The following is a 24,462-nucleotide window of genomic DNA, read 5'->3' on the forward strand; positions in this document are numbered from 1 at the left end:
TGGCGACGATTGAAGGTGGCTTGCGCGCCGGCAACACAGGCACCAGAGAGCCACTTTCAGGAAAATTGATGCTGATGCTATCAGAGACGCAGGCGCCCGCCACGACTGCGTGCGGTTCCCAGACCGTGCGGCAGCAGGCTTGAGCGTGTATGCGCATGGCAAATGGCGATAGCGAGGGCGTCGGAGGCGTCGATTTGCGGCTTGCTGGTCAATTTGAGCATGTGCATGACCATCATCTGCACCTGCTCTTTATTGGCCGCGCCCGTGCCGACCACGGCCTGTTTGACTTGGGTAGCGGTGTATTCGGCGATTTCCAGGCACTCTTCGGCGCCGGCGACGATGGCCGCGCCGCGCGCCTGACCGAGCTTCAGCGCCGAGTCGGCGTTTTTCGCCATGAACACCTTTTCGATGCCCATGGTCACCGGGCCGTAGGTCTTGATTATTTCGCGCACGCCGCGATAGACGATTTGCAGACGCTCATGCAGTTCGCCGGAGCCGGTGCGAATGCAGCCCGAAGCCACATAGATGCAGCCGCCGCGCCCGGTATCGCGAACGATCCCGTAACCGGTAATGCGCGAACCGGGGTCGATACCAAGAATTAAAGTCATAACGCCTGCAGATTCATAAAACGATTTACCTGACAGCCAATAGCAAATGTGGGAGCGAGCCTGCTCGCGAAGGCGGTATGTCAGCAGATACAGGTGCTGAATGACACACCGCTTTCGCGAGCAGGCTCGCTCCCACAGGGAAGACTAGTCGCTTATCAGCCAAGCTGAGCGGCGACGTCTTCCGGGATGTCCGCGTTGGAGTAGACGTTCTGCACGTCATCCAGGTCCTCAAGCATGTCGATCAGCTTGAGCACCTTCTCCGCACCTTCCAGATCCAGCTCGGCACTGGTGGTTGGCTGCATGACGATTTCCGCGTCGTCGCCCTTGAACCCGGCCGCTTCCAGCGCGTTGCGTACCGCATAGAAACCGGTGAACGAGGTAAACACGTCGATCGAACCGTCTTCATGGGTGACCACGTCATCGGCATCCGCTTCCAGCGCCGCTTCGGTCAGTGCGTCTTCATCGACGCCCGGGGCGAAGCTGATCTGGCCCTTGCGCTCAAACAGATACGCCACCGAACCGTCGGTGCCGAGGTTGCCGCCACACTTGCTGAACGCATGACGCACGGCTGCGGCGGTACGGTTGCGGTTATCGGTCATGCATTCGACCATGACCGCGACGCCGCCAGGGCCGTAACCCTCGTAGGTCAGCTCTTCAACGTTGTCCGCTTCGGTGGCACCGGCACCGCGCGCGACGGCGCGGTCGATGATGTCGCGACTCATGTTCGCGCTCAACGCCTTGTCCAGGGCCAGGCGCAAACGCGGGTTGGAACCCGGATCACCGCCACCCTGACGGGCCGCAACGGTCAGTTCACGGATCCACTTGGTGAAGATCTTGCCCCTCTTGGCATCCTGACGTTCTTTGCGGTGCTTGATGTTTGCCCACTTGGAATGACCTGCCATAACTTGCTCCGAATGCTCTTTGAAACCTTGCCCGCCCTGCTGGTGCAGCGGCCGGCAATTGAAAAATTCGACCTGAGAAAGAAAAAAGGCGCATCCGAAGATGCGCCTTCAGGCCCGTCTTACTCAGCCTTTGGCGTTTCGCGCAGGCGAATGTGCAGCTCGCGCAACGCCTTGGCATCCACTACGCCCGGAGCCTGCGTCATCACGTCGGCAGCACTCTGGGTTTTCGGGAAGGCGATCACTTCACGGATCGACTGGGCGCCGGTCATCAGCATCACCAGACGGTCCAGACCGAAGGCCAGGCCACCGTGCGGCGGTGCACCGTACTTCAGCGCGTCGAGCAGGAAGCCGAACTTCTCTTCCTGTTCCGCTTCGTTGATGCCCAGCAGGCGGAATACCGCTTGCTGCATTTCCTTGCGGTGAATACGGATCGAACCGCCGCCCAGCTCGGTGCCGTTCAACACCATGTCGTACGCACGGGACAGTGCGCCGGCCGGGTTGGCTTCGAGTTCCTGTGGGGTGCACTTCGGTGCGGTGAACGGGTGGTGCAGCGCCGAGAAGCTACCGTCGTCGTTCTCTTCGAACATCGGGAAGTCAACGACCCACATTGGGGCCCACTCGCAGGTCAGCAGCTTGAGGTCGTGACCGAGCTTGATCCGCAGCGCGCCCAAGGCTTCGCTGACGATCTTGGCCTTGTCGGCACCGAAGAACACGATATCGCCATCGACTGCGCCAACGCGATCGAGGATCACGTTGAGCTTGTCTTCAGGAATGTTCTTCACGATCGGCGATTGCAGACCTTCAACACCGGCAGCACGCTCGTTGACCTTGATGTACGCCAGGCCCTTGGCACCGTAGATGCCGACGAACTTGGTGTAATCGTCGATCTGCTTGCGCGGCATGCTCGCCCCGCCTGGAACGCGCAGTGCGGCGATGCGGCACTTCGGATCGTTGGCCGGGCCGCTGAACACCTTGAATTCAACTTCTTTGAGCTGGTCGGCAACGTCAACCAGTTCGAGTGGAATACGCAGGTCCGGCTTGTCCGAACCGTAGCGGCGCATGGCTTCTTCGAAAGTCATGTGCGGGAATTCGCCGAATTCCAGATTCAGCACTTCCTTGAACAGGTTGCGGATCATCTGCTCGGTCAGGCCCATGATCTCTTTTTCATCGAGGAAACTGGTCTCGATGTCGATCTGGGTGAATTCCGGCTGACGGTCGGCACGCAGGTCTTCGTCACGGAAGCATTTGGCGATCTGGTAGTAACGGTCGAAGCCGGCCACCATCAGCAGTTGCTTGAACAGCTGCGGCGATTGCGGCAGGGCGAAGAACGAACCGGCGTGGGTACGGCTCGGCACCAGATAGTCCCGCGCACCTTCCGGGGTGGCCCGGGTCAGGATCGGAGTTTCGACATCGAGGAAACCGTTTTCGTCGAGGAAGCGGCGGATGCTGGTGGTCATGCGCGAACGCAGACGCAGCTTCTCGGCCATCTCCGGACGACGCAGGTCGAGGAAGCGATAGCGCAGGCGGGTTTCTTCGCCGACGTCGGAGAACTCGTTGAGCGGGAACGGCGGGGTTTCCGACTCGTTCAGCACTTCCAGTTCATAACCCAGCACTTCGATCATGCCCGAGGCCATGTTGGCGTTGGTCGCACCGGCCGGACGCAGACGCACCTTGCCGGTGATTTTCACAACGTATTCGCTGCGCACGCGATCGGCGGCGGCGAAGCTCTCGGCACGATCCGGATCGAACACCACCTGGGCCAGACCATCACGATCACGGATGTCGAGGAAAATCACCCCGCCGTGATCGCGGCGACGGTGAACCCATCCGCAAAGGGTAATTTCCTGGCCTTCCAGGCTTTCGTTCAGTTGGCCGCAATAGTGGCTGCGCATCATGGTGTGGTTCGCTTCTCGTAATTCGAAATTCGGTGGAGTAACTGTCGCCTTCAAGCAAGGCGGCCACTCACGCGTGTCGTTCGTTCAGGGTTTGAACCCTAGTCAGCTTTGTCGCCACCGGCCAGATTCTTCTTGGCTCCGGTCTTGAAATCGGTCTCGTACCAACCGTTGCCGCTGAGGCGAAAACCCGGCATGGACAGCTGCTTCTTCAGTTCGGGCGCCTGGCAGGCAGGGCAGTCGACCAACGGTGCGTCGCTGATCTTCTGAATGGCTTCCAACTGATGACCACAGGAAGCACATTGGTAATCGTACATTGGCATGGGGGTGTCTCGGCGATCAGATTGCTGCCGCGCGCAGGGCTTTGCGGCGAAAGCGCGGGATTATATCGATTAAATGCGGGCTGTGCAGCCGTAACACTGCACAGCCCACAACCTCATTGCAACCGCCGTTTCAGCGCGAAACGGCGGGTGCGAGTTCTTTGATCCCGTTCATGACACAAACCACCCGTACCAGCGCACTGAAATTCTTCACCCCGCCGTGACGCAGATGCACCTCACGGTCCACATGGGACAACAGTGTGCTGATCGAACAATGATTGGCCTCGGCCATGCCGCCGAGGATGTTCCAGTAGACCTGCTCGAGTCGCAGGCAGGTCGCAAATCCGTTGAGGCGAATTGATCGCGATAACGGCCGGATCAGATTCATGTCGAACTCGCTGACAAACGGATCGACTTTTATAACGTGCCGCGAAGCCGACATCCTGTCGCTTCGCCTGTCTCCTTCTACCATAGCGTTGACACTCCTTTGCCATGACTGCTGATTTATAAGGCAACATCCTGCGCCTTCATAAAAACCCAGTGACAAAGTTATCGCCATACGACTTGTTGACCAGCCTCGTAGGATAAGCCAACGACAATAGTAAGAGTCTGGACAGCGTGCGGACGACCTCAAGCCGTCCGCAGCGGCCGGGTCACTCCTCGAGCAGCGCGCGCAGCATCCACGCGGTTTTTTCGTGCACCTGCATGCGCTGAGTCAACAGGTCAGCGGTCGGCTCGTCGCTGACCTTGTCCAGCAGCGGGAAGATACCGCGTGCGGTACGGGTCACCGCTTCCTGGCCCTCGACCAACTGCTTGATCATGTCTTCGGCGCTCGGCACACCGACTTCTTCCTTAATAGAAGAAAGACGCGCGTAGGTCGCGTAGGCGCCCGGTGCCGGGAAGCCCAACGCACGGATACGCTCGGCGATTGAGTCGACGGCCAACGCCAGTTCGTTGTACTGCTCCTCGAACATCAAATGCAGCGTGCGGAACATCGGGCCGGTGACGTTCCAGTGAAAGTTATGGGTTTTCAGATACAGCACGTAGGTGTCCGACAGCAGTCGCGACAGCCCTTCGACGATGGATTTGCGGTCTTCTTCACTGATACCGATATCAATGGCCATGCTTACCCCCTAACAATGAGTGAATTCATCCAGCAGGTTCGCCCCCACTTTAGCAAGGCAAGCGCCGGCTCGCAGCTATGAATCGGTGACCTGACTGCGACAAATCGACCGTTTCTCTGCCGCTGGCCGGGCTGATTTGAGTAGCCGCAGGCTTTGCTGTTAAATAGGCAGCGTGTCGCCATGCCCTATTTTCCGGGGTTTTGCGCATAGGCTGATGCCGTGTACGTGTCCACCGCCTCTTTTTTTGTCCTGAAGCGAACCGTGCGCCTTCAGCTCTTCCTTGTGAGCCGTCATAACGTGAGCCAATCAAAATGTTGAAAATCGTCCACCTGCTAATGGGCGCAGCAGCCTTGCTGCTGTCGTTCATACCCAGCCTGAAAGCCGAAGCCGTTCCTTACCTGCAACAGCCTGATGCACTTTACCTGGCCTTTTTCGGCCTGCTGAACCTGGTCATCGCTCCAGTGATTCCTTACTGGAACAAAGGCCCGCGCCAGCATCTGCAAAATCTGGTCAGCGCCCTGCTGGTACTGACCGTCGTCCTGCAAACCTTGACCCTGATCGCGCCGATGCCGGTTATCGCTGGCCAGCCGGCCGTATTGTTCAGCCTGGTCATTGCGCTGGTTGCCGTGCTGCTGCACCTGGCCATCAGCTTCTACAAATCGTCACCGGCCGCTGCGCCGACTACCTATGACATGAGCAATCGCGATACCGGCACCGTGAAGTGGTTCAACACTTCCAAGGGTTTCGGTTTTATCTCCCGGGATTCCGGTGACGATATTTTCGTGCACTTTCGCGCCATTCGTGGCGAAGGCCATCGCGTCCTGGTCGAAGGCCAGCGCGTCGAGTTCTCGGTGATGAACCGCGACAAAGGCCTGCAAGCCGAGGACGTGATCGCCGCCCTGCCGCGTCGCTGATCCAAAGCAAAAAAAACCGCGAACAGCCTGGCTGCTCGCGGTTTTTTTATGCCCGCCGAATGGCTCAGTAATGTGGCGGCGGCGCGTCTTCTTCAAAGGCACCGAACTGCCCGACTATTTCTTCGTGACGCTTGATCAGCGCTTCCATCTGCAATTGCAGGCGCTCGATGACTTTCTGCTGGGCCACCAGCACATCGTTCAATGCCTGAATGGTGTCATCCTGAAAGGCCAGACGGCTTTCCAGATCGGTTACGCGCTCTTCAAGGCTCATGACTCAGCCCTCCACAAAGGTGAATTCTTCAGTCAGGACCAGACGCAAGCGCTCGCGAATGGCTGCCACCTGTTCCGCGCTGTACGGCTTGGCCGGATGCCTGCCCCAGACCGGCGCCGGCCACGCAGCATCATCGCGTTTGCGCACGATGACATGCATGTGCAGTTGGCTGACAACGTTACCCAGCGTTGCGACGTTCAGCTTGTCAGCGTCGAACGAATCCTTGAGCAACTCGGCCAGCGTGGTGGTTTCCTGCCAGAGCAGCTGCTGATCGGCGACATCCAACTGAAACAACTCGCTTATATCCTCGCGGCGAGGCACCAGGATGAACCACGGGTAATTGCTGTCGTTGGACAGCAACAGCCGGCACAACGGAAAGTCGCCGATGACCAGGGTGTCCTGTTGAAGTCGTGAATCCAAAGCAAACACTGTACGTACTCCCGGCTGATCCTATGACTCAGCTTAGCGGCGGCTCCAAAGAGGCGACGCGCCAAGCGACAGGACGGCAGCATACCTGCGAATGCAGCGGCCTTCACGCTGCCCCGGCAGTTAATCCCCAGCTGCTTCGACATGAGACATCTGTCCGCGCCGCGCACCAACTTAGGCCATGACATGAGCCTTGACGTGAAGAGTCGCATGAAATTCCTTGATCTAGCGAGCCTCGACTCTCTGACGGACAGACTACCCTCAGGCCCACCGTCGATTTTTTTGCACCAAAACTGCACAACCCGTCTACGCTCACTGGGTCGGGCATCCGCCAAATACTCAGTACGGGGTGAACCGGTAACGTTTTTTGCTGTCTCGCGCACCTTTGGTGCGTTGCAACACCATTGGGCAAACCACGTCAAGCGTGTGACAAAACAAGCCCGAGGCCCCGTTTTCACAAGGTTTTCACATATGCGGGCGCGCTACAGAAAAATAACCGCGACATTTTTGCGGTTTGTGCACGCTTGTTGCATTCGTAACGTTATGGACTATAGGCGTGCCAGCGGCAGTGGTCGCCTGAAGCCAATAAAAACAGTGGCAGGGTTGCCCGATGGAGATTCAAGTGTTTTGCCAGGGACTCTTTTGTAGCGATGCCAAGAGGTCCGGAAACAGCGATAAAGTTGTCAGTCCGGCTGCATCGGTACTGTGAATTTGCGACATCCAGCGCTCCTTTTGCGACAACGCCGTAAAGAAGCTGAAAGGTTGGTTTCGCAAGTATCGCCAACATTGTCGGCGTGATATAAGTTTGCGCCGACACAAAAAGAAAGAGCCGCCCAGATAATAAAACAGGTGGGACGGCAGTACTCTTCTAAAACCAAAGGAGCAAATCACGATGCGCGTGATGAAGTGGAGCATGATCGCACTGGCAGTTGCTGCAGCAGCCAGTTCCCAGTTGGCTACGGCCGCCCCGTTCGTAGATGACCAGGCAGAAGCCAAAGGTTTTGTTGAAGGTGCGAAACTCACCGAAACGTTGAAGAACTACTACTTCAACCGTGACAACAAGAATGGTGGCCGCGACCAGAAAGACTGGACCCAGGGTTTCCTCGGCAACTTCACCTCCGGTTATACCCAGGGCACCGTGGGTGTAGGTATTGATGCCTACGGCTATCTGGCCTTGAAACTGGATGGCGGTGACGGTACTTCCGGTACTGGCAACATGAGCCGTAGCGATACCGTCAAGGCCAACGGCTACGCTCGTGACGTCAACGACAGTCAGGGCAAGGCAGGCGCTTCCATCAAGTTCCGCGTTTCCAAGACCGAACTGAAATTCGGCGACATGCAGCCAAGCACTTCCCCAGTGTTTGCTGTCGGCGGTTCGCGCATCCTTCCGCAAACTGCCACTGGCTTCCAGTTGCAGAGCAGCGAAGTGAAAGACCTGGATCTCGAAGCCGGTCACTTCTACTCCGGCTCCAGCCAGGACAAGAACGCCCGTGATGGCGGCCTCTACGCTACCTATGCCGGTGTTGAGGCGAACAACATCGACTACTTCGGTGGCAAATACTCGATCACTGACAACCTCAGTGCATCGCTGTACGGCGCGAAGCTGGAAGACATCTGGAACCAGTACTACGCCAACGTGAACCTCACCACTCCATTCGGTGGTGATACTTCGCTGAACACCGACTTCAACATCTATCGCACCACCGACACCGGTAGTGCCGAAGCGGGCGACATCAGCAACACCACGTTCTCGCTGGCAACCGCTTTGTCGTTCCTCAAAGCGCACACCTTCACCCTGGCCTTCCAGAAGGTCAACGGCGACACCCCGTTCGACTACATCGGCGTGGGCAAGAACAACCGTGGTGGCGACTCGATCTTCCTGGCCAACTCGATCCAGTACTCTGACTTCAACGGTGCAGGCGAAAAATCCGTTCAAGCCCGTTACGACCTGAAAATGGCTGAGTACGGCGTGCCTGGCCTGAGCTTCATGGTTCGTTACGTCAAAGGTTGGGACATTGATGGCACCAATACTCCAGCAGGCAGCGCTTATGCCGGTCTGTATGGTGAGGATGGCAAACACCACGAAACCAACTTTGAAGCCAAGTACGTTGTTCAAAGCGGCCCGGCGAAAGACCTGTCCTTCCGCATTCGTCAAGCTTGGCACGTGGCCAACGCCGACGAAGGTGAAGGCGATGTCAAAGAGTTCCGCCTGATCACCGAGTACCCGCTGAACATCTTGTAATTGTCAGTGGTTAGTTTTAAAGCATGAAAAAAGGCCCATCTTCCGATGGGCCTTTTTTATTTCATCTGTATTGACAGACCGGCTAATAATTACTTAGCTAGCAACCTATCATTGCGCCGCCGATTCCTGCACTACACGTATAACTCGCTGCGGAAATGGAATATCAATCCCGGCAGCCTTCAAACGATCACGCGCCTGTTCATTAAACATGAACATCACATCCCAATAGTCTGCGGTTTTAACCCAGACGCGCAGGGACACCGTGATCGAACTGTCACCCAGCGTCGAAATCACCGCTTGCGGTTCCGGATCCTGCATGACGCGGGCATCCTTGGCCAGATCCAGCAGCACCTGCCGAGCTTTCTGCAGATCCGCCTCGTAATCCACGCCCACATCGAATACCACTTTGCGGGTTGGCTGACGATTGGTGTTGGTGATGATGCCGTTCGACAGGTTGCCGTTGGGCAGGATGATGGTCTTGTTGTCGCCGGTACGCAGCACGGTATGGAAAATCTGGATGCTGTCGACGGTACCCGCTACACCTTGGGCTTCGATCCAGTCACCGATACGGAACGGACGGAACAGCAGAATCAGCACGCCGCCGGCGAAGTTGGCCAGGCTGCCCTGCAAGGCCAAGCCAATCGCCAGACCCGCAGCACCGATGGCCGCGACAAATGACGTGGTTTCGACGCCGATCATCGACGCGACGCTGACAATCAGCAGCACCTTGAGAATGATGTTGGCCAGGCTGCTGATGAAGCCTTGCAAGGCCAGGTCAGCATTGCGCAGCGCCAGCAGACCGCCGAGTTTTTGCGTGACCTTGTTGATCAGCCACCAGCCGATCGCCAGGGTAATCACTGCCAGCAGTACGCGGCTGCCGTATTCCATGATCATCGGGATCCACGCCTGGGACGCCTTGACCAGGTGGTCCACTTCCGCATTCAAATCCATGTTCTATCTCCTGATTTCCGGCTTCCCGGGTGTATTCAAAACAACAAAACAACTGTGGGAGCGAGCCTGCTCGCGAAAGCGGTGTGTCAGTCAACTCTTCGCTGAATGAAACACCGCATTCGCGAGCAGGCTCGCTCCCACCTAGCCTTCAGACCAAGCTTAGTCGCGGAAGTTGTTGAACTGCAGCGGCATGCCGAATTCCTTGGCACGCAGGGCCGCGATGGCTTCCTGCAAATCGTCGCGCTTCTTGCCGGTGACACGCACCTGCTCGCCCTGAATGGCGGCCTGGACCTTGAGCTTGGCTTCCTTGATGTGGCCGACGATCTTCTTCGCCAGTTCTTTGTCGATGCCTTCCTTGAGGATGGCGTCCTGCTTCATCAGCTTGCCCGAAGCGTAGGCGTCCTTGACCTCGAGGCATTGCACGTCGATCTTGCGCTTGGTCAGCGCCAGCTTGAGGATTTCGATCATCGCTTCGAGCTGGAAAGCGGCTTCGGCGGTGAGGCTGACGGTCAGGTCTTTTTCCTTGAACTCGAAGCTGCCTTTGCCTTTCAGGTCATAACGACGATCGAGTTCCTTCACGGCGTTCTCGACCGCGTTGGTGAGTTCGTGTTTGTCCAGTTCGGATACCACGTCGAACGACGGCATGTAATCTCTCCAATAAAAAGGCGCGCTCGATGTGCATGGAGCGCGCTTGGCTTGCGGTTAAAATCGGGCTCATTATAACGGGTCTTTTCCTACCGATACGGCGAGCCGCACATGCCTGCAAGCAATCGAGCAAAAAACTGATGTCGACCACCTGGCACGTACTCGGCGCCGGCAGCCTCGGCACACTCTGGGCGACACGTCTGGCCCGCGCCGGTTTGCCTGTGCGACTGATCCTGCGCGATGCGGCACGCATGCAAAGCTACGAGGCACTGGGCGGATTAACCCTGGTAGAGAACGGACAAGCTCATACCTATGCAGTTCCCGGCGAAACCCCGGACAGCCCCGAGCCGATTCGCCGATTGCTGGTTGCGTGCAAGGCCTATGACGCCGAAGAGGCCGTCGCCCGCCTCGCTTCCCGCCTCGCGCCGGACGCCGAACTGATCCTCCTGCAAAACGGCCTCGGCAGTCAGGACGCCGTCGCCGCGCGGGTGCCACAGGCGCGCTGCATCAGCGCCTCCAGCACCGAGGGCGCGTTCCGTGATGGCGATTGGCGCGTGGTGTTCGCCGGTCACGGGTTCAACTGGCTGGGCGATGGCGCAAATCCGCTGGCGCCGGTCTGGCTGGACGATCTGCAAGCGGCGAACATTCCCCATGAATGGAGCGCCGACATCCTTACTCGCCTGTGGCGCAAACTGGCGCTGAACTGCGCGATCAACCCGCTGACCGTGTTGCACAACTGCCGTAACGGCGGGCTGAGCGAGCATCATTGCGAAGTCGCCACGCTCTGCGCCGAACTGACGGAACTGCTTGAACGCTGCGGCCAGCCGGCTGCGGCGGACAATCTGCAAGTGGAAGTCGAACGAGTGATCCACGCCACCGCCGCCAATTATTCCTCGATGTATCAGGACGTCGCCAACCAGCGCCGCACCGAGATCAGCTATCTGTTGGGCCACGCATGTAAAGTCGCCGAGCGCCATCAGTTGCATCTGCCGCATCTGCACCAGTTGCAGCAACGTCTGATCGCTCATCTGCACAAGCGTGGATTGCCCAGCGACTGAGCAGCCGCTAGGCTGACGACTTGTTCCCCTGCTGCGATAAACCTGATGCCATTGCGCCAGCGCCTTGAAAACCTGCCGGTCGGCCAGAAACTGCTGGCCGCCCTGCTGGTGTTGTTGACCACGGTTCTGCTGGTCGCCAACCTGACCTTTATCAGCGCCGCCTATTACATTTCCCAGGAAAGCATGGCGCCACAGGCCCTGCAGACCATTGGCCGGCTGATTGCCAATCCGAGTCTGGTCAGCGATGCGCTGGAATCACCGCGCAGCGCCGAACGTCTGCTCAAGGAGCTCGACAGTTATTCACCGTTGCGCGCCGCTGCCCTGTACGACGGCAAGGGTGAACGTCTGGCGCAGGTGCAGCGCGGCGACAAACTTCACTTGCCGGAGCGCTATCGGCATGTCGAAGCCTGGCAGCTTACCGAGTTTCGCAGCAATCAACTGATCACCCTGCCCCGTCCCGGCGCCGCGCCGGGGCATCTGTTGCTGGTGGCCAGCAGCGAACTGCCGATGGCGTTCTACACCGGCACTCTGACCGCCAGCCTCGGCATCCTGATCTTCAGCGTACTGCTGTGGCTGGTCATCGCCCGGCAGATCAAGCGCCTGATTACCCGGCCGATTCATCAGCTTGAGGAATTGTCCCGCCAGGTCACCCGCGAAGAGAACTACGCCCTGCGCGCCGCGCGCGGCAACCACGACGAAATCGGCAGTCTGGCCGAGGCGTTCAACACCATGCTTTCGCGCATCGAAGCCCGCGAGCAGCAGCTCAAACGCGCACGCGACGACTCACAGGCCGCCTACGATCAGGCGCAGGGGCTGGCCGAGGAAACCCGCCACACCAACCGCAAACTGGAGCTGGAAGTCCAGGTGCGCAGCAAGATCGAGAAGAAGCTCACCGGCTTCCAGAATTACCTCAACAGCATCATCGACTCAATGCCGTCGGCGCTCATCGCTCTCGACGAGCAGCTTTACGTCACCCAATGGAACCAGGAAGCCAGCGCCCTCTCCGGTACACGCCTGGATGAGGCTTTGAACCAACCGATCTTCCTCGCCTTCGAACCGCTCAAGCCGTTTTTGCCGCAGCTCAAGGCCACCGTCGAACAGCACACCGTGGCCAAAGTCGACCGAGTGACCTGGTTCAAGGACGATGAACCCAAGCATTACGCGCTGACGTTTTATCCGCTGATGGGCGGTGCCGGGCGTGGCGTGGTGATCCGTATCGACGACATCACTCAGCGTCTGTCGCTGGAAGAAATGATGGTGCAGTCGGAGAAGATGCTCTCGGTCGGTGGACTTGCGGCCGGCATGGCCCATGAAATCAACAACCCGCTCGGCGCGATCCTGCACAACGTGCAGAACATTCGCCGCCGTCTGTCGGCGGATCTGCCGAAGAACATCGAGACTGCCGAACAACTGGGCATCGAACTGGACACGGTGAACCGCTACCTGCAAGGCCGCGAAGTCCCGCAATTGCTCGACGGCATTCAACAGGCCGGCGCCCGCGCGGCGAAAATCGTCACGCACATGCTCAGCTTCAGCCGCCGCAGCACCCGGCAAATGGCGCCATGCGATCTACCGGCGCTGATCGACCAAGCCGTGGAAATCGCCGGCAACGACTTCGATCTGGCCATCGGTTTCGACTTCAAGGGCCAGGCGATCATCCGCCAGTTCGACCCAGCCCTCGGGCCCGTGCCGGGCACCGCCAACGAGCTGGAACAGGTGCTGCTCAATCTGCTGAAGAACGCCGCCCAGGCCATTCACCAGCGTGAAGACGACAGCGAGCCGGGCCGGATCATCTTGCGCACAAGACTCAATCCGCCATGGGCCGAGATTCAGGTCGAAGACAATGGCATCGGTATGAGCGAGAGCGTGCGCAAGCGTACCTTCGAGCCGTTCTTCACCACCAAGGAAATCGGCCAGGGCACGGGGCTTGGTCTGTCGGTGTCGTACTTCATCATCACCAACAACCACAAGGGCCAGATGGAAGTGCAGTCGGCGCCCGGCCAGGGCACTTGCTTCACCCTGCGTTTGCCGCTGGCGCAACCGGCGCCATTGACCACCGAAACCAATTCATTACCGAGGTAACCCATGGGCTTTCGCTTGTCGAAGATCTACACCCGCACCGGCGACAAAGGCGAGACCGGCCTCGGTGACGGCCGTCGCGTCCCCAAGGATCACCCGCGCATCGAGGCGATCGGCGAGGTCGATACGCTGAACAGTCAGGTCGGCGTGTTGCTCGCCGGTTTGCTCGCCGAGCGCGAAGTGCACCCAGGACTGAATGAAATCATCGACGTGTTGGCGCCGTGTCAGCACCGCCTGTTCGACCTCGGCGGCGAACTGGCGATGCCTGAATATCAGGCGTTGAACGAGGCTGAAATCGAGCGACTGGAAGCGGCGATCGATGTGTGGAATGAAGAGCTGGGGCCGCTGGAAAACTTCATCTTGCCCGGCGGTTCGATGCTGATTGCGCAAGCGCATGTCTGCCGCAGCCTGGCGCGTAGTGCCGAGCGGCGCTGTCAGCATTTGAACGCCGTTGAGCCGTTGGCCGGGGTTGGCCTGGCGTATATCAATCGGTTGTCGGATTTGCTGTTTGTTGTGGCGCGGTTGATTGCGCGGCGGCAGGGAGTGGCGGAGATTTTGTGGCAGCCGGCTGCTAAACCTGAAGGAAAGTAGCGCCTGTCAGGGCGCCTTCGCGAGCAGGCTCGCTCCCACATTTGACTGCATTCTGACTGGAGAAATGCAATCCACTGTGGGAGCGAGCCTGCTCGCGAAGAGGTCGGTAGCCTTTACACTGGATCCGGCCAGAACGCCCGAATTCCCGCCACACCCTGAGCCCCAGCACGCCAGGCTTTCTCGCGCTCCGCCGGCCCTACTCCACCGAGCAGAAACACCGGTTTGCTGAAATCGTCGATCAATGCCTGTGCCTGCTCCCACCCCAACGGCTGTGCATCCGGGTGCGTCAGCGTCGGCTGCACCGGTGACAGGGTGACAAAGTCGACGCCCATCTGCTCGGCCAGCGCCAGCTCTTCGGCGTTATGGCACGATGCCGCGAGCCAGCGTTCGGCCGGCAACGGACGTCCTGCCGCTGCGTATTTACGCAGCTGGGCAGCGGTGATGTGCCAACCGGCCGAGGGGAAATCGCCAAGCCATTCGAACGGCCCTTTGATCATCAACTGTGCCTTGCCCGCGCACAGGCCCACGGCATCCACCGCCAGATCGCGGTATTTCGGGTCGTAGCCGTTCGGTGCGCGCAGCTGGATCAGTTTGATTCCACCAGCAATCGCCTTCTGGATGCCGCGCAACAAGGCCGGGCCTTCCAGATCTTCCGGAGTGATCAGGTATTCGGCAGGCAAGCGCGCTGCCGCGACGATCGGCTGATTGGCCGCCGGGAACTCGTAGTTGATCAACTCCCTGGCAGGGACCCAAGCCAAAGGCTGGCCTTCAGCGCCGTGGGGTTCACCGCTGAACGCCGAGACTTCCCAGACATCCAGCAACACCTGTTTGTCCGGATAATCGTGGCGAACCTTGATCAGCGGACGGGCAGCGGCAACGACGATGCCCAGCTCTTCGTGCAGCTCGCGAGCGAGTGCCGATTCGACCGACTCGTCAGCCTCGACCTTGCCACCGGGAAATTCCCACAAGCCGCCCTGGTGTTGAGTGTCAGCGCGGCGAGCGATGAGGATTTTGCCGGCGCCGTCACGAATGACGGCAGCGGCGACGTGGACGCGTTTCACGGGTTCAATTCCTCCAGTCCAGCCTTTTGCCACGCCTTGAAGGCGGGCCATTGGTAGACGGTTTCAACATAAGCTTCGTCGACTGCCGGCAACTTCGCCCGATAGGTGCGCAGGCGCACGGCGATCGGCGCGAAAAAGGCATCGGCGAGACTGACACGACCGAACAGGTATGGGCCCTCTTCCGCGGCTGCCGCACGACACTCAGCCCATAGCGCGAGCATGCGTTCGATATCGACCTTCACCTCTGGCGGCACCGGGTTCAGTGGTGCGTCCTGGCTCAGGTTGAACGGCATGTGATTGCGCATGGCGAAGAAGCCGCTGTGCATTTGTGCGCAGGCCGAGCGGGCCTGGGCGCGGGCGAAGGTATCGCTCGGCCAGAGTTGCTCGGACGGAAACTGCTCAGCGAGGTATTCAGCAATGGCCAGCGAATCGGCGATGGTGCCACGGGTGGTTTGCAGCAGCGGCACCTTGCCGGTAGGCGAATGCTTGAGCAGGCGCTCGCGGGTGTCGGGCTTGCCGAGCTTGATCAGCTCTTCGCTATAGGGTGCGCCGGTCAGGTCGAGCGCCAGTGCCGCGCGCAGGGACCAGGAGGAAAGCAGTTTGTCGCCGATGATCAGGTGCAGGGACATGGTGTGGCGCCTTTTCGTCAGGGAAACAATCCAGAATGTCTGGCGTCTGGTCGTCCGTCATCGCGGGCAAGCCCGCTTCCACAGGTTTTGGTGGTGGACACGGCATTTGTGAACGACCGCAATCACTGTGGGAGCGGGCTTGCCCGCGAAGCGGCCGGCAGCCCACTCCCACACCTTGAATCAAGTACGGTATTCAGCGTTGATCTTTACGTACTCATGCGACAGGTCGGTGGTCCAGATGGTTTCGCTGCAATCGCCGCGACCCAGTTCGATGCGGATGGTGATTTCTTCCTGCTGCATCACGGCCGAGCCCTGGGCTTCAGTGTAGGTCGCGGCGCGGGCGCCACGGCTGGCGATGCACACGTCGCCGAGGAACACGTCGATCTTGCTCACGTCCAGATCCGGCACACCGGCACGGCCGACGGCGGCAAGGATTCGACCCCAGTTCGGGTCGGAGGCGAACAGCGCAGTCTTGATCAGCGGCGAATGGGCCACGGTGTAGCCGACGTACAGGCATTCCTGATGATTGCCGCCGCCATTCACTTCGACGGTGACAAACTTGGTCGCGCCTTCGCCGTCGCGCACGATGGCCTGGGCCACGTCCATGCACACTTCAAACACCGCCTGCTTCAACTTGGCGAACAGCTCGCCTTCAGCGCGGGTGATTTCCGGCAACGCGGCTTTGCCAGTGGCGATCAGCATGCAACAGTCGTTGGTCGAAGTGTCGCCGTCGATGGTGATGCGGTTAAACGACTTGTTCGCGCCGTCGAGCATCAGATTGTGCAGCACCTCGCGGGAGACTTTGGCGTCGGTGGCGATGTAACCCAGCATGGTCGCCATGTTCGGCCGAATCATGCCGGCGCCTTTGCTGATGCCGGTAACAGTGATGGTCACGCCGTCATGCTCGAACTGGCGGCTGGCGCCCTTCGGCAGGGTGTCGGTGGTCATGATCCCGGTGGCGGCGGCTTCCCAGTTGTTCTCCGACAGGTCGTCCAGCGCGGCTTGCAGTGCGCCTTCGATCTTCTCGACCGGAAGCGGCTCGCCGATCACGCCAGTGGAGTACGGCAGAATCTGGCTGGCATCGACGCCGGTCAGCTCGGCCAACTTAGCGGTGGTGCGCTCGGCCGCGGCCAAGCCCGGTTCGCCGGTGCCGGCGTTGGCGTTGCCGGTGTTGGTCAGCAAGTAACGCACGGCATTGTGCACGCGCTTTTTCGCCAGGATCACCGGTGCGGCGCAGAACGCGTTCAGGGTGAACACCCCAGCCACGGTCGAACCTTCAGCGCAGCGCATCACCACCACATCCTTGCGCCCCGGGCGCTTGATGCCGGCCGAGGCGATACCGAGTTCAAAACCGGCAACCGGGTGCAACGTTGGCAAAGGACCAAGACCAACAGCCATGAATGCGCTCCTTACTCAATGATGTCAGCACCGCCACGGGAAAGGACGGTGGGATAAATGGCAAAACGCCGCGACGGCAGGAGCCGGTCGCGGCGCGGGTGTTCAGCGATTGAAACGGGTTTTACTGGATCTGCCCGTGGCAATGCTTGTATTTCTTGCCCGAACCGCAGTAGCACAGTTCGTTGCGGCCCAGCTTCTGCTCGTTGCGAACCGGGGCAGCGGCGGTGGCCAGTGCCACATCGACCTCTTCACCCAGCGCTTCCGGCTGATCCAGCCCAGGCGCTTCGGCGTGTTCGAACTGCATGCGCGCCGCCAGTGCTTCGGCTTCCTGACGCAGGCGTTGCTCTTCGGCTTCCGGATCTTCGCGGCGGACCTGAACGTGCGAGAGCACGCGGATCGAGTCGCGCTTGATCGAATCGAGCAGCTCGGAGAACAGCGTGAACGACTCGCGCTTGTATTCCTGCTTCGGGTTCTTCTGCGCATAGCCACGCAGGTGAATGCCGTGACGCAGGTGATCCATGGTCGACAGGTGGTCTTTCCACAGGTCGTCGAGTACGCGCAGGACGATCTGCTTCTCGAACGAGCGCAGCGCCTCGGCACCGGCCTGATCTTCTTTCTCGTTGTACGCCGCCATCAGCTCGGTCATGAGCTTCTCGCGCAGGGTTTCTTCGTACAGGTGATCGTCTTCGTCGAGCCATTGCTGGATCGGCAGTTTCACGCCGAAATCGCTTTCGATCGACGCTTCCAGACCGGCCACGTCCCACTGCTCTGGCAGCGATTGCGGCGGAATGTGCGCGCTGACGGTAGCGTTGAGCACGTCCTGACGGAAATCGGCGATGGTTTCGCCGATGTTGTCAGCGGCCAGCAACGTGTTACGCATGTGATAGATCACTTTACGCTGTTCGTTGTTAACGTCGTCGAACTCGAGCAGTTGCTTGCGGATGTCGAAGTTGCGGCCTTCAACCTTGCGCTGCGCCTTCTCGATTGCGTTGGTCACCATGCGGTGTTCGATCGCTTCGCCCGGCTGCATGCCCAGGGCTTTCATGAAGTTCTTCACCCGATCAGAAGCGAAGATGCGCATAAGGCTGTCTTCCAGCGACAGGTAGAAGCGGCTCGAACCGGCATCGCCCTGACGGCCGGCACGGCCACGCAGCTGGTTGTCGATACGGCGCGATTCATGACGTTCGGAAGCAATGACCTGCAAGCCGCCGGACTCCAGCACTTGCTGGTGACGCTTCTGCCAGTCGGCCTTGATCTGGGCGATCTGCTCAGGGGTCGGGTTTTCCAGCGAAGCGACTTCCACTTCCCAGTTGCCGCCCAAGAGGATGTCGGTACCACGACCGGCCATGTTGGTGGCGATGGTCAGCGCACCCGGACGACCGGCCTGCGCGATGATTTCAGCTTCTTTTTCGTGGAACTTGGCGTTGAGAACCTTGTGTTCGATGCCTTCTTTGACGAGCAATGCGGACATGTGCTCGGAGGTCTCGATGGTCGCGGTACCCACCAGCACCGGACGACCGGCCGCCATGCTTTCCTTGATGTCGGCCACGATCGCCGCGTATTTCTCTTCGGCGGTGAGGAACACCAGGTCGTTGTAGTCCTTACGCGCCAACGGTTTGTTCGGCGGGATGACCATGACTTCCAGACCGTAGATCTGGTGGAATTCGAACGCTTCGGTGTCGGCGGTACCGGTCATGCCGGACAGCTTGGTGTACAGACGGAAGTAGTTCTGGAACGTAGTCGAGGCCAGGGTCTGGCTCTCGGCCTGAATGTTCAGACCTTCCTTGGCTTCGATGGCCTGGTGCAGGCCTTCGGACAGGCGACGACCCGGCATGGTACGACCGGTGTGTTCGTCGACCAGTACGACCTGGCCGTCCTGAACGATGTATTCGATGTTGCGGTTGAACAGTTTGTGCGCACGCAGACCGGCATAGACGTGGGTCAGCAGGCCGAGGTTGTGCGCCGAGTACAGGCTCTCGCCTTCGGCCAGCAGGCCGACGCGGGTGAGCATTTCTTCGATGAACTGGTGACCGGCTTCGTTGAGTTCGACCTGACGGGTCTTTTCGTCAACGGTATAGTGGCCGGCCTTGGTGACCTGGCCTTCGACTTCCTCGACGTGCAGTTCCAGCTGCGGGATCAGTTTGTTGATCTCCGTGTACAGCTTGGAGCTGTCCTCGGCCTGACCCGAAATGATCAGCGGGGTACGCGCTTCGTCGATGAGGATGGAGTCGACTTCGTCGATCACGGCAAAGTTGAGTTCACGCTGGAATTTTTCATCCATGCTGAACGCCATGTTGTCGCGCAGGTAATCGAAACCGAATTCGTTGTTGGTGCCGTAGGTGATGTCGGCGGCGTAGGCGGCACGCTTCTCTTCCGGCGGCTGGAACGGCGTCACGACGCCGACGGTCAGGCCGAGGAATTCATACAGCGGGCGCATCCAGTTGGCGTCACGGCGGGCCAGGTAGTCGTTCACGGTCACAACGTGCACGCCTTTGCCGGACAACGCGTTGAGGTAAACACCCAGGGTGGCCACGAGGGTCTTGCCCTCACCGGTACGCATTTCGGCAATCTTGCCTTCGTGCAGGGTCATGCCGCCGACGAGTTGCACGTCGAAGTGGCGCATGCCCATCACGCGCTTGCCGGCCTCGCGGGCTACGGCGAAGGCTTCCGGCAACAGCTTGTCGAGGGTTTCCCCTTTGGCGATACGGGCCTTGAACTCGGCGGTCTTGGCGCGCAATTGATCGTCCGAAAGGGCCACCATTTGCTCTTCGAAGGCATTGACGAGCTGCACCGTCTTGAGCATGCGTTTGACTTCACGCTCGTTCTTGCTTCCAAAAAGTTTCTTTAACAAAGGCGCAAACATATCGGCAGGATCTTCCACACTAAAGGGATGGAGGGCGGCCCCGTGAGTCGCCCGTGCAGCCCTCATGGCCGCATGCGAACGAGCATTCTACCCGGAAACGGTGGTGAGGAAAGTGGCGATGTTCCACGATGCTGGCACTGCGCTTTGACGGGGCTCACTTAAAATAGGGGCGTTTTGCTCAACTTCAACCCGTCGGGGGAAAGAAGTCAGGCGTTGATTTAATGAGCAAAGCAGGGACAAAAGCAATGGGCCAGAGGTTCCACAGCTTTCTGCTAACATGGCGCCTCTGTTACTTCAGGTGTTCGATCATGGCGTTTCGCCCTCTCACGGCCAGAGCCCCCGCCGTTCTGTTACGTGAAGCCAAACCGCTGAAAGCCATCCTCGGCCATGCCCAGCGTCTGGAGCATTTGCAGCGCCTGCTCGAAAGCCAGCTGCAACCGGCCGCCCGCGAGCATTGCCGGGTAGCCAAGTGGCGCGAAGGCGAGCTGTCGCTGGTGGTCACTGACGGCCATTGGGCGACGCGACTGCGCTATCAGCAGAAACGCCTGCAACGACAACTGCAATTGTTCGAAGAGTTCGCCAACCTGTCGCGGATCAAATTCAGCGTGCGCCCGCCGATCGTCCAACATCGGGCGGTTGGACACACCATGGATTTGTCCAGCAGTGCGGCGGAGACGATTCAGTCAACGGCTGACGGGATCAGCGATCCGGGATTGCGCGCGGCGCTGGAGCGGCTGGCGGCGCATGCCAAAAGCAAGACCTGACTGTGCACACGATTCCCATGTGGGAGCGAGCCTGCTCGCGAAGAGGCCATGTCAGCCGACATTGATGTTGAATGACACACCGCTTTCGCGAGCAGGCTCGCTCCCACAGGTTTGATCTCCGGCAATTCCTGGATCAGCGGCGCTTGCTGCCTCCGAGCAGAGACCCCATCAACCCCCGCACCAATTGCTTGCCAAGGTTATTGGCGGCCTGGCGCATCGCTGATTTCAGCGCCTGCCCTGCTGCCGTACCGAGGAATTCTCCCGCCCGATCGGCGAGGCTCGGCTCTTCGGCCGCCGGTTTGCCCGCTGGTGTTTCAGCCTCCGGCGCCAGCCCTTTGCGTCCCATCAAAATCTCATAGGCCGACTCGCGGTCGATCGGCTTGTCATAGCGGCCCTTGAACGGCGAGCCGGCGATCAGCACGGTGCGCTCGGTTGCAGTCAGCGGGCCGATCCGCGATTGCGGCGGCGCCACCAGCACTCGCTGGACCAATTCCGGCGTGCCCTTCTCGGTAAGCGTTCCTACCAGCGCCTCGCCAATCCCCAGTTCGGTCAACACCGACAGGCTGTCGAATGCCGGATTCGGGCGAAAACCATCGGCCACGGCGCGCAGGGATTTCTGCTCTTTCGCGGTGAACGCACGCAGACCGTGTTGAATGCGCAAGCCCAACTGCGCCAGCACGTCATCCGGCAGGTCCGCTGGCGACTGGGTGACGAAATACACGCCCACACCTTTGGAACGGATCAGGCGCACCACTTGTTCTAGCCGTTCCTGCAACGCCTTGGGCGTGTCGCCGAACAGCAAGTGCGCCTCGTCGAAAAACAGCGCCAGCAGCGGTTTGTCAGCATCGCCTCGCTCGGGCAGTTGCTCGAACAACTCGGCCAGCAACCACAGCAGGAACGTTGCGTAAACCTTCGGCGCTTCGTGCACCAGCCGACTGGCGTCGAGCAGATGGATGCGTCCACGGCCGTCAGCGCCCGGTTGCAGGATGTCTTCAAGTTGCAGCGCCGGCTCGCCGAACAGGGCTTCGGCGCCCTGTTGTTCCAGCGTCGCCAAACGGCGCAGCAGCGCCTGGCTGGAACCGGTGGTCATCAGCGCCGCGTCTTCGCCGAGCAATTGCGGATTGTCCTTGAGGTGATTGAGCAGCGCTTTCAGATCCTTGAGATCCAGCAGGAGCAGACCTTCGCGATCCGCCACTTTGAAAGCCGCGTAAAGCGCCGACTGCTGGCTGTCGGTCAGCTCAAGCAGGCTGCCGATCAGCAGCGGGCCCATTTCGCTCAAGGTGGTGCGCAGCGGATGACCGGATTCACCGTGGATGTCCCACAGCGTCACGGGATAAGCCTGGGGGGTGTGACTGAGCCACGGCATACCGGCAATGCGCTCGGCCACTTTGCCCTGCGGGTTGCCGGCAGCACCGAGGCCGCACAGGTCGCCCTTGATGTCGGCGGCGAACACCGCGACACCGGCGTCGCTGAACGCTTCGGCCAGACGCTGCAATGTCACGGTTTTGCCGGTGCCGGTGGCGCCGGCGATCAGCCCGTGGCGGTTGGCCAGACGCATGGCCTGAGCGATGGGTTGCGCGGCCGGATCAGCGCCGATAACGAGTTGCGAAGAGTCAGGCATTTTCTCACCCAATGGTTAATCTTTGATGACACATGGCCGATACATAAATTGGACAGACCCGCCAGAAAACCGGGTCAGACATTTCCCTAAGGAGAGCCGGAAATATCAATTTTTCAACCTTGCCCATAGTGCGCGTCTCTATCAAAGCACGCCCAGGACATTAAGACCTTAGCGGAACCCCAAGCCATGAACAAAAACCTGCGCTTCAGCCATAAGATTTTGCTTGCCGCCGCTCTCATCGTCATTGCCGCTTTCGCCTCGTTCACGCTGTACAACGATTGGCTGCAGCGCAATGCGATCCGCGATGACCTGAACAATTACCTCAATGAAATGGGCGAGGTCACCGCCGGCAATATCCAGACCTGGCTCAGCGGGCGCATTCTGCTGATTGAAAACGCCGCGCAGAACATCGCCATCAATCCGGAACCTGCCACGGTCGCCAGCCTGCTCGAACAGAAAAGCCTGACTTCAACGTTCATGGCCACCTATCTGGGCGATGCCACCGGCCACTTCACCATCCGCCCGGACGTGAAAATGCCGGACGGTTTCGATCCGCGCGTACGCCCTTGGTATAAAGGTGCCGAAAGCAGCAGCAGCACCTCGACCCTGACCGAACCCTACATCGATGCGGCCACCGGCCAGTTGATCATCTCCATCGCCACCGCGTCGAAAAAGGCCGGGCAGAGTGTTGGCGTGGTCGGCGGCGACCTGAGCCTGCAATCACTGGTCGATACCCTCGCCGCGCGGGATTTCGACGGCATGGGCTATGCGTTTCTGATCAGTGCCGACGGCAAGATCCTCGTTCATCCGGACAAGGCTTTGGTGATGAAATCGCTCAAAGAAGCCTACCCGCAGGACACGCCGCGCATCAGCAGCGATTTCAGCGAAGTGAGCGTCGACGGCAAAACCCGCATCGTCACCTTCGCCCCGATCAAGGGCCTGCCGTCGGTGAACTGGTACATCGGCCTGTCGATCGACAAGGATCAGGCCTACTCGATGCTCAGCGAATTCCGTACCTCAGCGGTAATCGCAACCATTATTGCCGTGGCAATCATCATCGCCCTGCTCGGCATGCTGATCCGCCTGCTGATCCAGCCGCTGCACGTGATGACCCGCGCCATGGAAGACATCGCCGACGGCGAGGGCGACCTGACCAAACGCCTGAACATCGTCAATAACGATGAATTCGGCATCCTCGGTACCGCGTTCAACCGCTTCGTCGAGCGCATTCACGGTTCGATCCGCGAAGTGTCCTCAGCTACCGGCCAGGTCAACGAGGTCGCCCTGCGCGTGGTCGCAGCTTCGAACTCGTCGATGTACAACTCCGACCAGCAAGCCTCGCGCACCAGCAGCGTTGCCGCCGCGATCAATCAGCTCGGCGCCGCCGCCCAGGAAATTGCCCGCAACGCCGCGCAAGCCTCGAACCAGGCCAGCGACGCTCGGGGTCTGGCCGAGGACGGCCAGCAAGTGGTCGAGCGCAGCATCAAGGCGATGAACCAACTGTCGAGCATGCTCAGCGCATCGAGCACCAATATCGAGTCGCTGAACAGCAAGACTGTCAACATCGGCCAGATTCTCGAAGTGATCACCAGCATTTCCCAGCAAACCAACCTGTTGGCCCTGAACGCGGCGATCGAAGCGGCGCGCGCCGGTGAGGCCGGTCGTGGTTTTGCCGTGGTGGCCGACGAAGTGCGTAACCTCGCGCACCGCACGCAGGAATCGGCGCAACAGGTGCAGACCATGATCGAGGAGCTGCAGGTCGGCGCTCGGGAATCGGTGAGCACCATGAGCGACAGCCAGCGCCACAGTCAGGACAGCGTGGAGATCGCCAACCTTGCCGGCGAACGCCTGAACAGCGTGACCCTGCGCATCGGTGAGATCGACGGGATGAACCAGTCGGTGGCGACCGCGACTGAAGAGCAGACTGCTGTGGTCGAGTCGATCAATGTCGATATTACTGAGATCAACACGCTGAACCAGGAAGGCGTGGAGAACCTGCAAGCGACCTTGCGCGCGTGCTCGGATCTGGAGCAGCAGGCTTCGCGCCTCAAGCAACTGGTGGGCAGCTTCAGGATTTAAGCTGCGGCGACTGGCCACTTCGCG

The 24,462-nt window shown here is 59.8% G+C and carries 22 protein-coding genes and 1 pseudogene; 8 read left to right on the forward strand and 15 right to left on the reverse strand.

What is annotated here, in order from left to right; translation table 11 throughout:
* Positions 1-80: 80 nt before the first annotated feature.
* From ruvC to ACZ0AZ_RS02530, 6 genes are all read right to left on the reverse strand, one after another.
* Positions 81-608, reverse strand: coding sequence for a crossover junction endodeoxyribonuclease RuvC (gene ruvC, locus ACZ0AZ_RS02505; protein WP_016773501.1), 528 nt, complete (start codon positions 606-608; stop codon positions 81-83).
* 155 nt (positions 609-763) lie between these two features.
* Positions 764-1,510, reverse strand: coding sequence for a YebC/PmpR family DNA-binding transcriptional regulator (locus ACZ0AZ_RS02510; RefSeq protein ID WP_024014089.1), 747 nt, complete (start codon positions 1,508-1,510; stop codon positions 764-766).
* Between the two features lie 119 nt (positions 1,511-1,629).
* Positions 1,630-3,405, reverse strand: a complete 1,776-nt coding sequence (gene aspS / locus ACZ0AZ_RS02515; protein WP_039758189.1) for an aspartate--tRNA ligase — start codon at positions 3,403-3,405, stop codon at positions 1,630-1,632.
* 98 nt (positions 3,406-3,503) lie between these two features.
* A complete protein-coding gene (locus tag ACZ0AZ_RS02520) occupies positions 3,504-3,725 on the reverse strand; it encodes an FmdB family zinc ribbon protein (protein ID WP_016773499.1) in 222 nt (73 codons plus the stop codon).
* A 130-nt stretch (positions 3,726-3,855) separates the two neighbouring features.
* The gene (locus ACZ0AZ_RS02525; RefSeq protein ID WP_039758190.1) at positions 3,856-4,194 is read right to left on the reverse strand and encodes a ribbon-helix-helix domain-containing protein; all 339 of its coding nucleotides are present in this window, start codon (positions 4,192-4,194) and stop codon (positions 3,856-3,858) included.
* Between the two features lie 181 nt (positions 4,195-4,375).
* Positions 4,376-4,846: a Dps family protein gene (locus tag ACZ0AZ_RS02530; RefSeq protein WP_016773497.1), complete on the reverse strand. Its 471-nt coding sequence runs from the start codon at positions 4,844-4,846 to the stop codon at positions 4,376-4,378.
* A gap of 311 nt (positions 4,847-5,157) precedes the next feature.
* Between ACZ0AZ_RS02530 and ACZ0AZ_RS02535 the strand changes: the two genes are divergently transcribed.
* Positions 5,158-5,760: a cold-shock protein gene (locus ACZ0AZ_RS02535; RefSeq protein ID WP_039758192.1), complete on the forward strand. Its 603-nt coding sequence runs from the start codon at positions 5,158-5,160 to the stop codon at positions 5,758-5,760.
* 64 nt (positions 5,761-5,824) lie between these two features.
* On the opposite strand, the gene ACZ0AZ_RS02540 is transcribed toward ACZ0AZ_RS02535, so the two are convergent.
* Together ACZ0AZ_RS02540 and ACZ0AZ_RS02545 are read right to left on the reverse strand one after the other, a co-directional pair.
* Positions 5,825-6,031 (reverse strand): SlyX family protein, encoded by a 207-nt coding sequence (locus tag ACZ0AZ_RS02540; RefSeq protein WP_463538648.1) that lies wholly within the window; start codon positions 6,029-6,031, stop codon positions 5,825-5,827.
* Between the two features lie 3 nt (positions 6,032-6,034).
* On the reverse strand, positions 6,035-6,460 hold the full coding sequence (locus ACZ0AZ_RS02545; RefSeq protein ID WP_125917131.1) for an HIT domain-containing protein: 426 nt from the start codon (positions 6,458-6,460) through the stop codon (positions 6,035-6,037).
* Between the two features lie 889 nt (positions 6,461-7,349).
* Between ACZ0AZ_RS02545 and ACZ0AZ_RS02550 the strand changes: the two genes are divergently transcribed.
* Entirely contained in the window at positions 7,350-8,699 is a 1,350-nt protein-coding gene (locus ACZ0AZ_RS02550; RefSeq protein ID WP_039758197.1) for an OprD family porin, read from the forward strand.
* Positions 8,700-8,807: 108 nt separating this feature from the next.
* Here ACZ0AZ_RS02550 and ACZ0AZ_RS02555 read toward each other — a convergent pair whose 3' ends face one another.
* Positions 8,808-9,650 carry a mechanosensitive ion channel family protein gene (locus ACZ0AZ_RS02555; protein WP_129997508.1) on the reverse strand — a complete coding sequence of 281 codons (843 nt, stop codon included), beginning with the start codon at positions 9,648-9,650 and terminating at the stop codon, positions 8,808-8,810.
* A gap of 159 nt (positions 9,651-9,809) precedes the next feature.
* On the reverse strand, positions 9,810-10,295 hold the full coding sequence (locus ACZ0AZ_RS02560) for a YajQ family cyclic di-GMP-binding protein (RefSeq protein ID WP_016773491.1): 486 nt from the start codon (positions 10,293-10,295) through the stop codon (positions 9,810-9,812).
* Between the two features lie 140 nt (positions 10,296-10,435).
* Here ACZ0AZ_RS02560 and ACZ0AZ_RS02565 point away from each other — a divergent pair, with 140 nt between their 5' ends.
* Genes ACZ0AZ_RS02565 through ACZ0AZ_RS02575 form a run of 3 tightly spaced genes read left to right on the forward strand, consistent with a single transcriptional unit; the run spans position 10,436 to position 14,023 of the window.
* Positions 10,436-11,353, forward strand: coding sequence for a putative 2-dehydropantoate 2-reductase (locus tag ACZ0AZ_RS02565; RefSeq protein ID WP_463538649.1), 918 nt, complete (start codon positions 10,436-10,438; stop codon positions 11,351-11,353).
* A 45-nt stretch (positions 11,354-11,398) separates the two neighbouring features.
* A complete protein-coding gene (locus ACZ0AZ_RS02570) occupies positions 11,399-13,435 on the forward strand; it encodes a sensor histidine kinase (protein ID WP_039758203.1) in 2,037 nt (678 codons plus the stop codon).
* Positions 13,436-13,438: 3 nt separating this feature from the next.
* Positions 13,439-14,023 (forward strand): cob(I)yrinic acid a,c-diamide adenosyltransferase, encoded by a 585-nt coding sequence (locus ACZ0AZ_RS02575; protein ID WP_039758206.1) that lies wholly within the window; start codon positions 13,439-13,441, stop codon positions 14,021-14,023.
* Positions 14,024-14,136: 113 nt separating this feature from the next.
* On the opposite strand, the gene ACZ0AZ_RS02580 is transcribed toward ACZ0AZ_RS02575, so the two are convergent.
* From ACZ0AZ_RS02580 to secA, 4 genes are all read right to left on the reverse strand, one after another.
* On the reverse strand, positions 14,137-15,084 hold the full coding sequence (locus tag ACZ0AZ_RS02580) for a Nudix family hydrolase (protein ID WP_039758208.1): 948 nt from the start codon (positions 15,082-15,084) through the stop codon (positions 14,137-14,139).
* On the reverse strand, positions 15,081-15,713 hold the full coding sequence (locus ACZ0AZ_RS02585) for a glutathione S-transferase family protein (RefSeq protein ID WP_129997513.1): 633 nt from the start codon (positions 15,711-15,713) through the stop codon (positions 15,081-15,083). The genes ACZ0AZ_RS02580 and ACZ0AZ_RS02585 overlap by 4 nt, the downstream gene beginning before the upstream one ends.
* 180 nt (positions 15,714-15,893) lie before the next feature.
* Complete coding sequence (gene argJ, locus ACZ0AZ_RS02590; RefSeq protein ID WP_463538650.1) at positions 15,894-17,111, reverse strand: bifunctional glutamate N-acetyltransferase/amino-acid acetyltransferase ArgJ; 1,218 nt, start codon at positions 17,109-17,111, stop codon at positions 15,894-15,896.
* Between the two features lie 121 nt (positions 17,112-17,232).
* Positions 17,233-19,974: a preprotein translocase subunit SecA gene (gene secA, locus ACZ0AZ_RS02595; RefSeq protein ID WP_130910013.1), complete on the reverse strand. Its 2,742-nt coding sequence runs from the start codon at positions 19,972-19,974 to the stop codon at positions 17,233-17,235.
* Between the two features lie 308 nt (positions 19,975-20,282).
* On the opposite strand from secA, the gene ACZ0AZ_RS02600 reads away from it, so the two are divergent.
* Positions 20,283-20,738: a DUF721 domain-containing protein gene (locus tag ACZ0AZ_RS02600; RefSeq protein ID WP_039758216.1), complete on the forward strand. Its 456-nt coding sequence runs from the start codon at positions 20,283-20,285 to the stop codon at positions 20,736-20,738.
* 133 nt (positions 20,739-20,871) lie between these two features.
* On the opposite strand, the gene ACZ0AZ_RS02605 is transcribed toward ACZ0AZ_RS02600, so the two are convergent.
* Positions 20,872-22,359: a helicase HerA-like domain-containing protein gene (locus ACZ0AZ_RS02605; protein ID WP_463570979.1), complete on the reverse strand. Its 1,488-nt coding sequence runs from the start codon at positions 22,357-22,359 to the stop codon at positions 20,872-20,874.
* Positions 22,360-22,545: 186 nt separating this feature from the next.
* On the opposite strand from ACZ0AZ_RS02605, the pseudogene ACZ0AZ_RS02610 reads away from it, so the two are divergent.
* Together ACZ0AZ_RS02610 and ACZ0AZ_RS02615 are read left to right on the forward strand one after the other, a co-directional pair.
* Positions 22,546-23,580: pseudogene (locus ACZ0AZ_RS02610) on the forward strand (HAMP domain-containing protein); the annotation flags it as partial.
* A 93-nt stretch (positions 23,581-23,673) separates the two neighbouring features.
* Entirely contained in the window at positions 23,674-24,438 is a 765-nt protein-coding gene (locus ACZ0AZ_RS02615; protein WP_425375757.1) for a methyl-accepting chemotaxis protein, read from the forward strand.
* The last annotated feature ends 24 nt before the right edge of the window (positions 24,439-24,462 follow it).

The organism is Pseudomonas sp. AC239 (assembly GCF_979258545.1).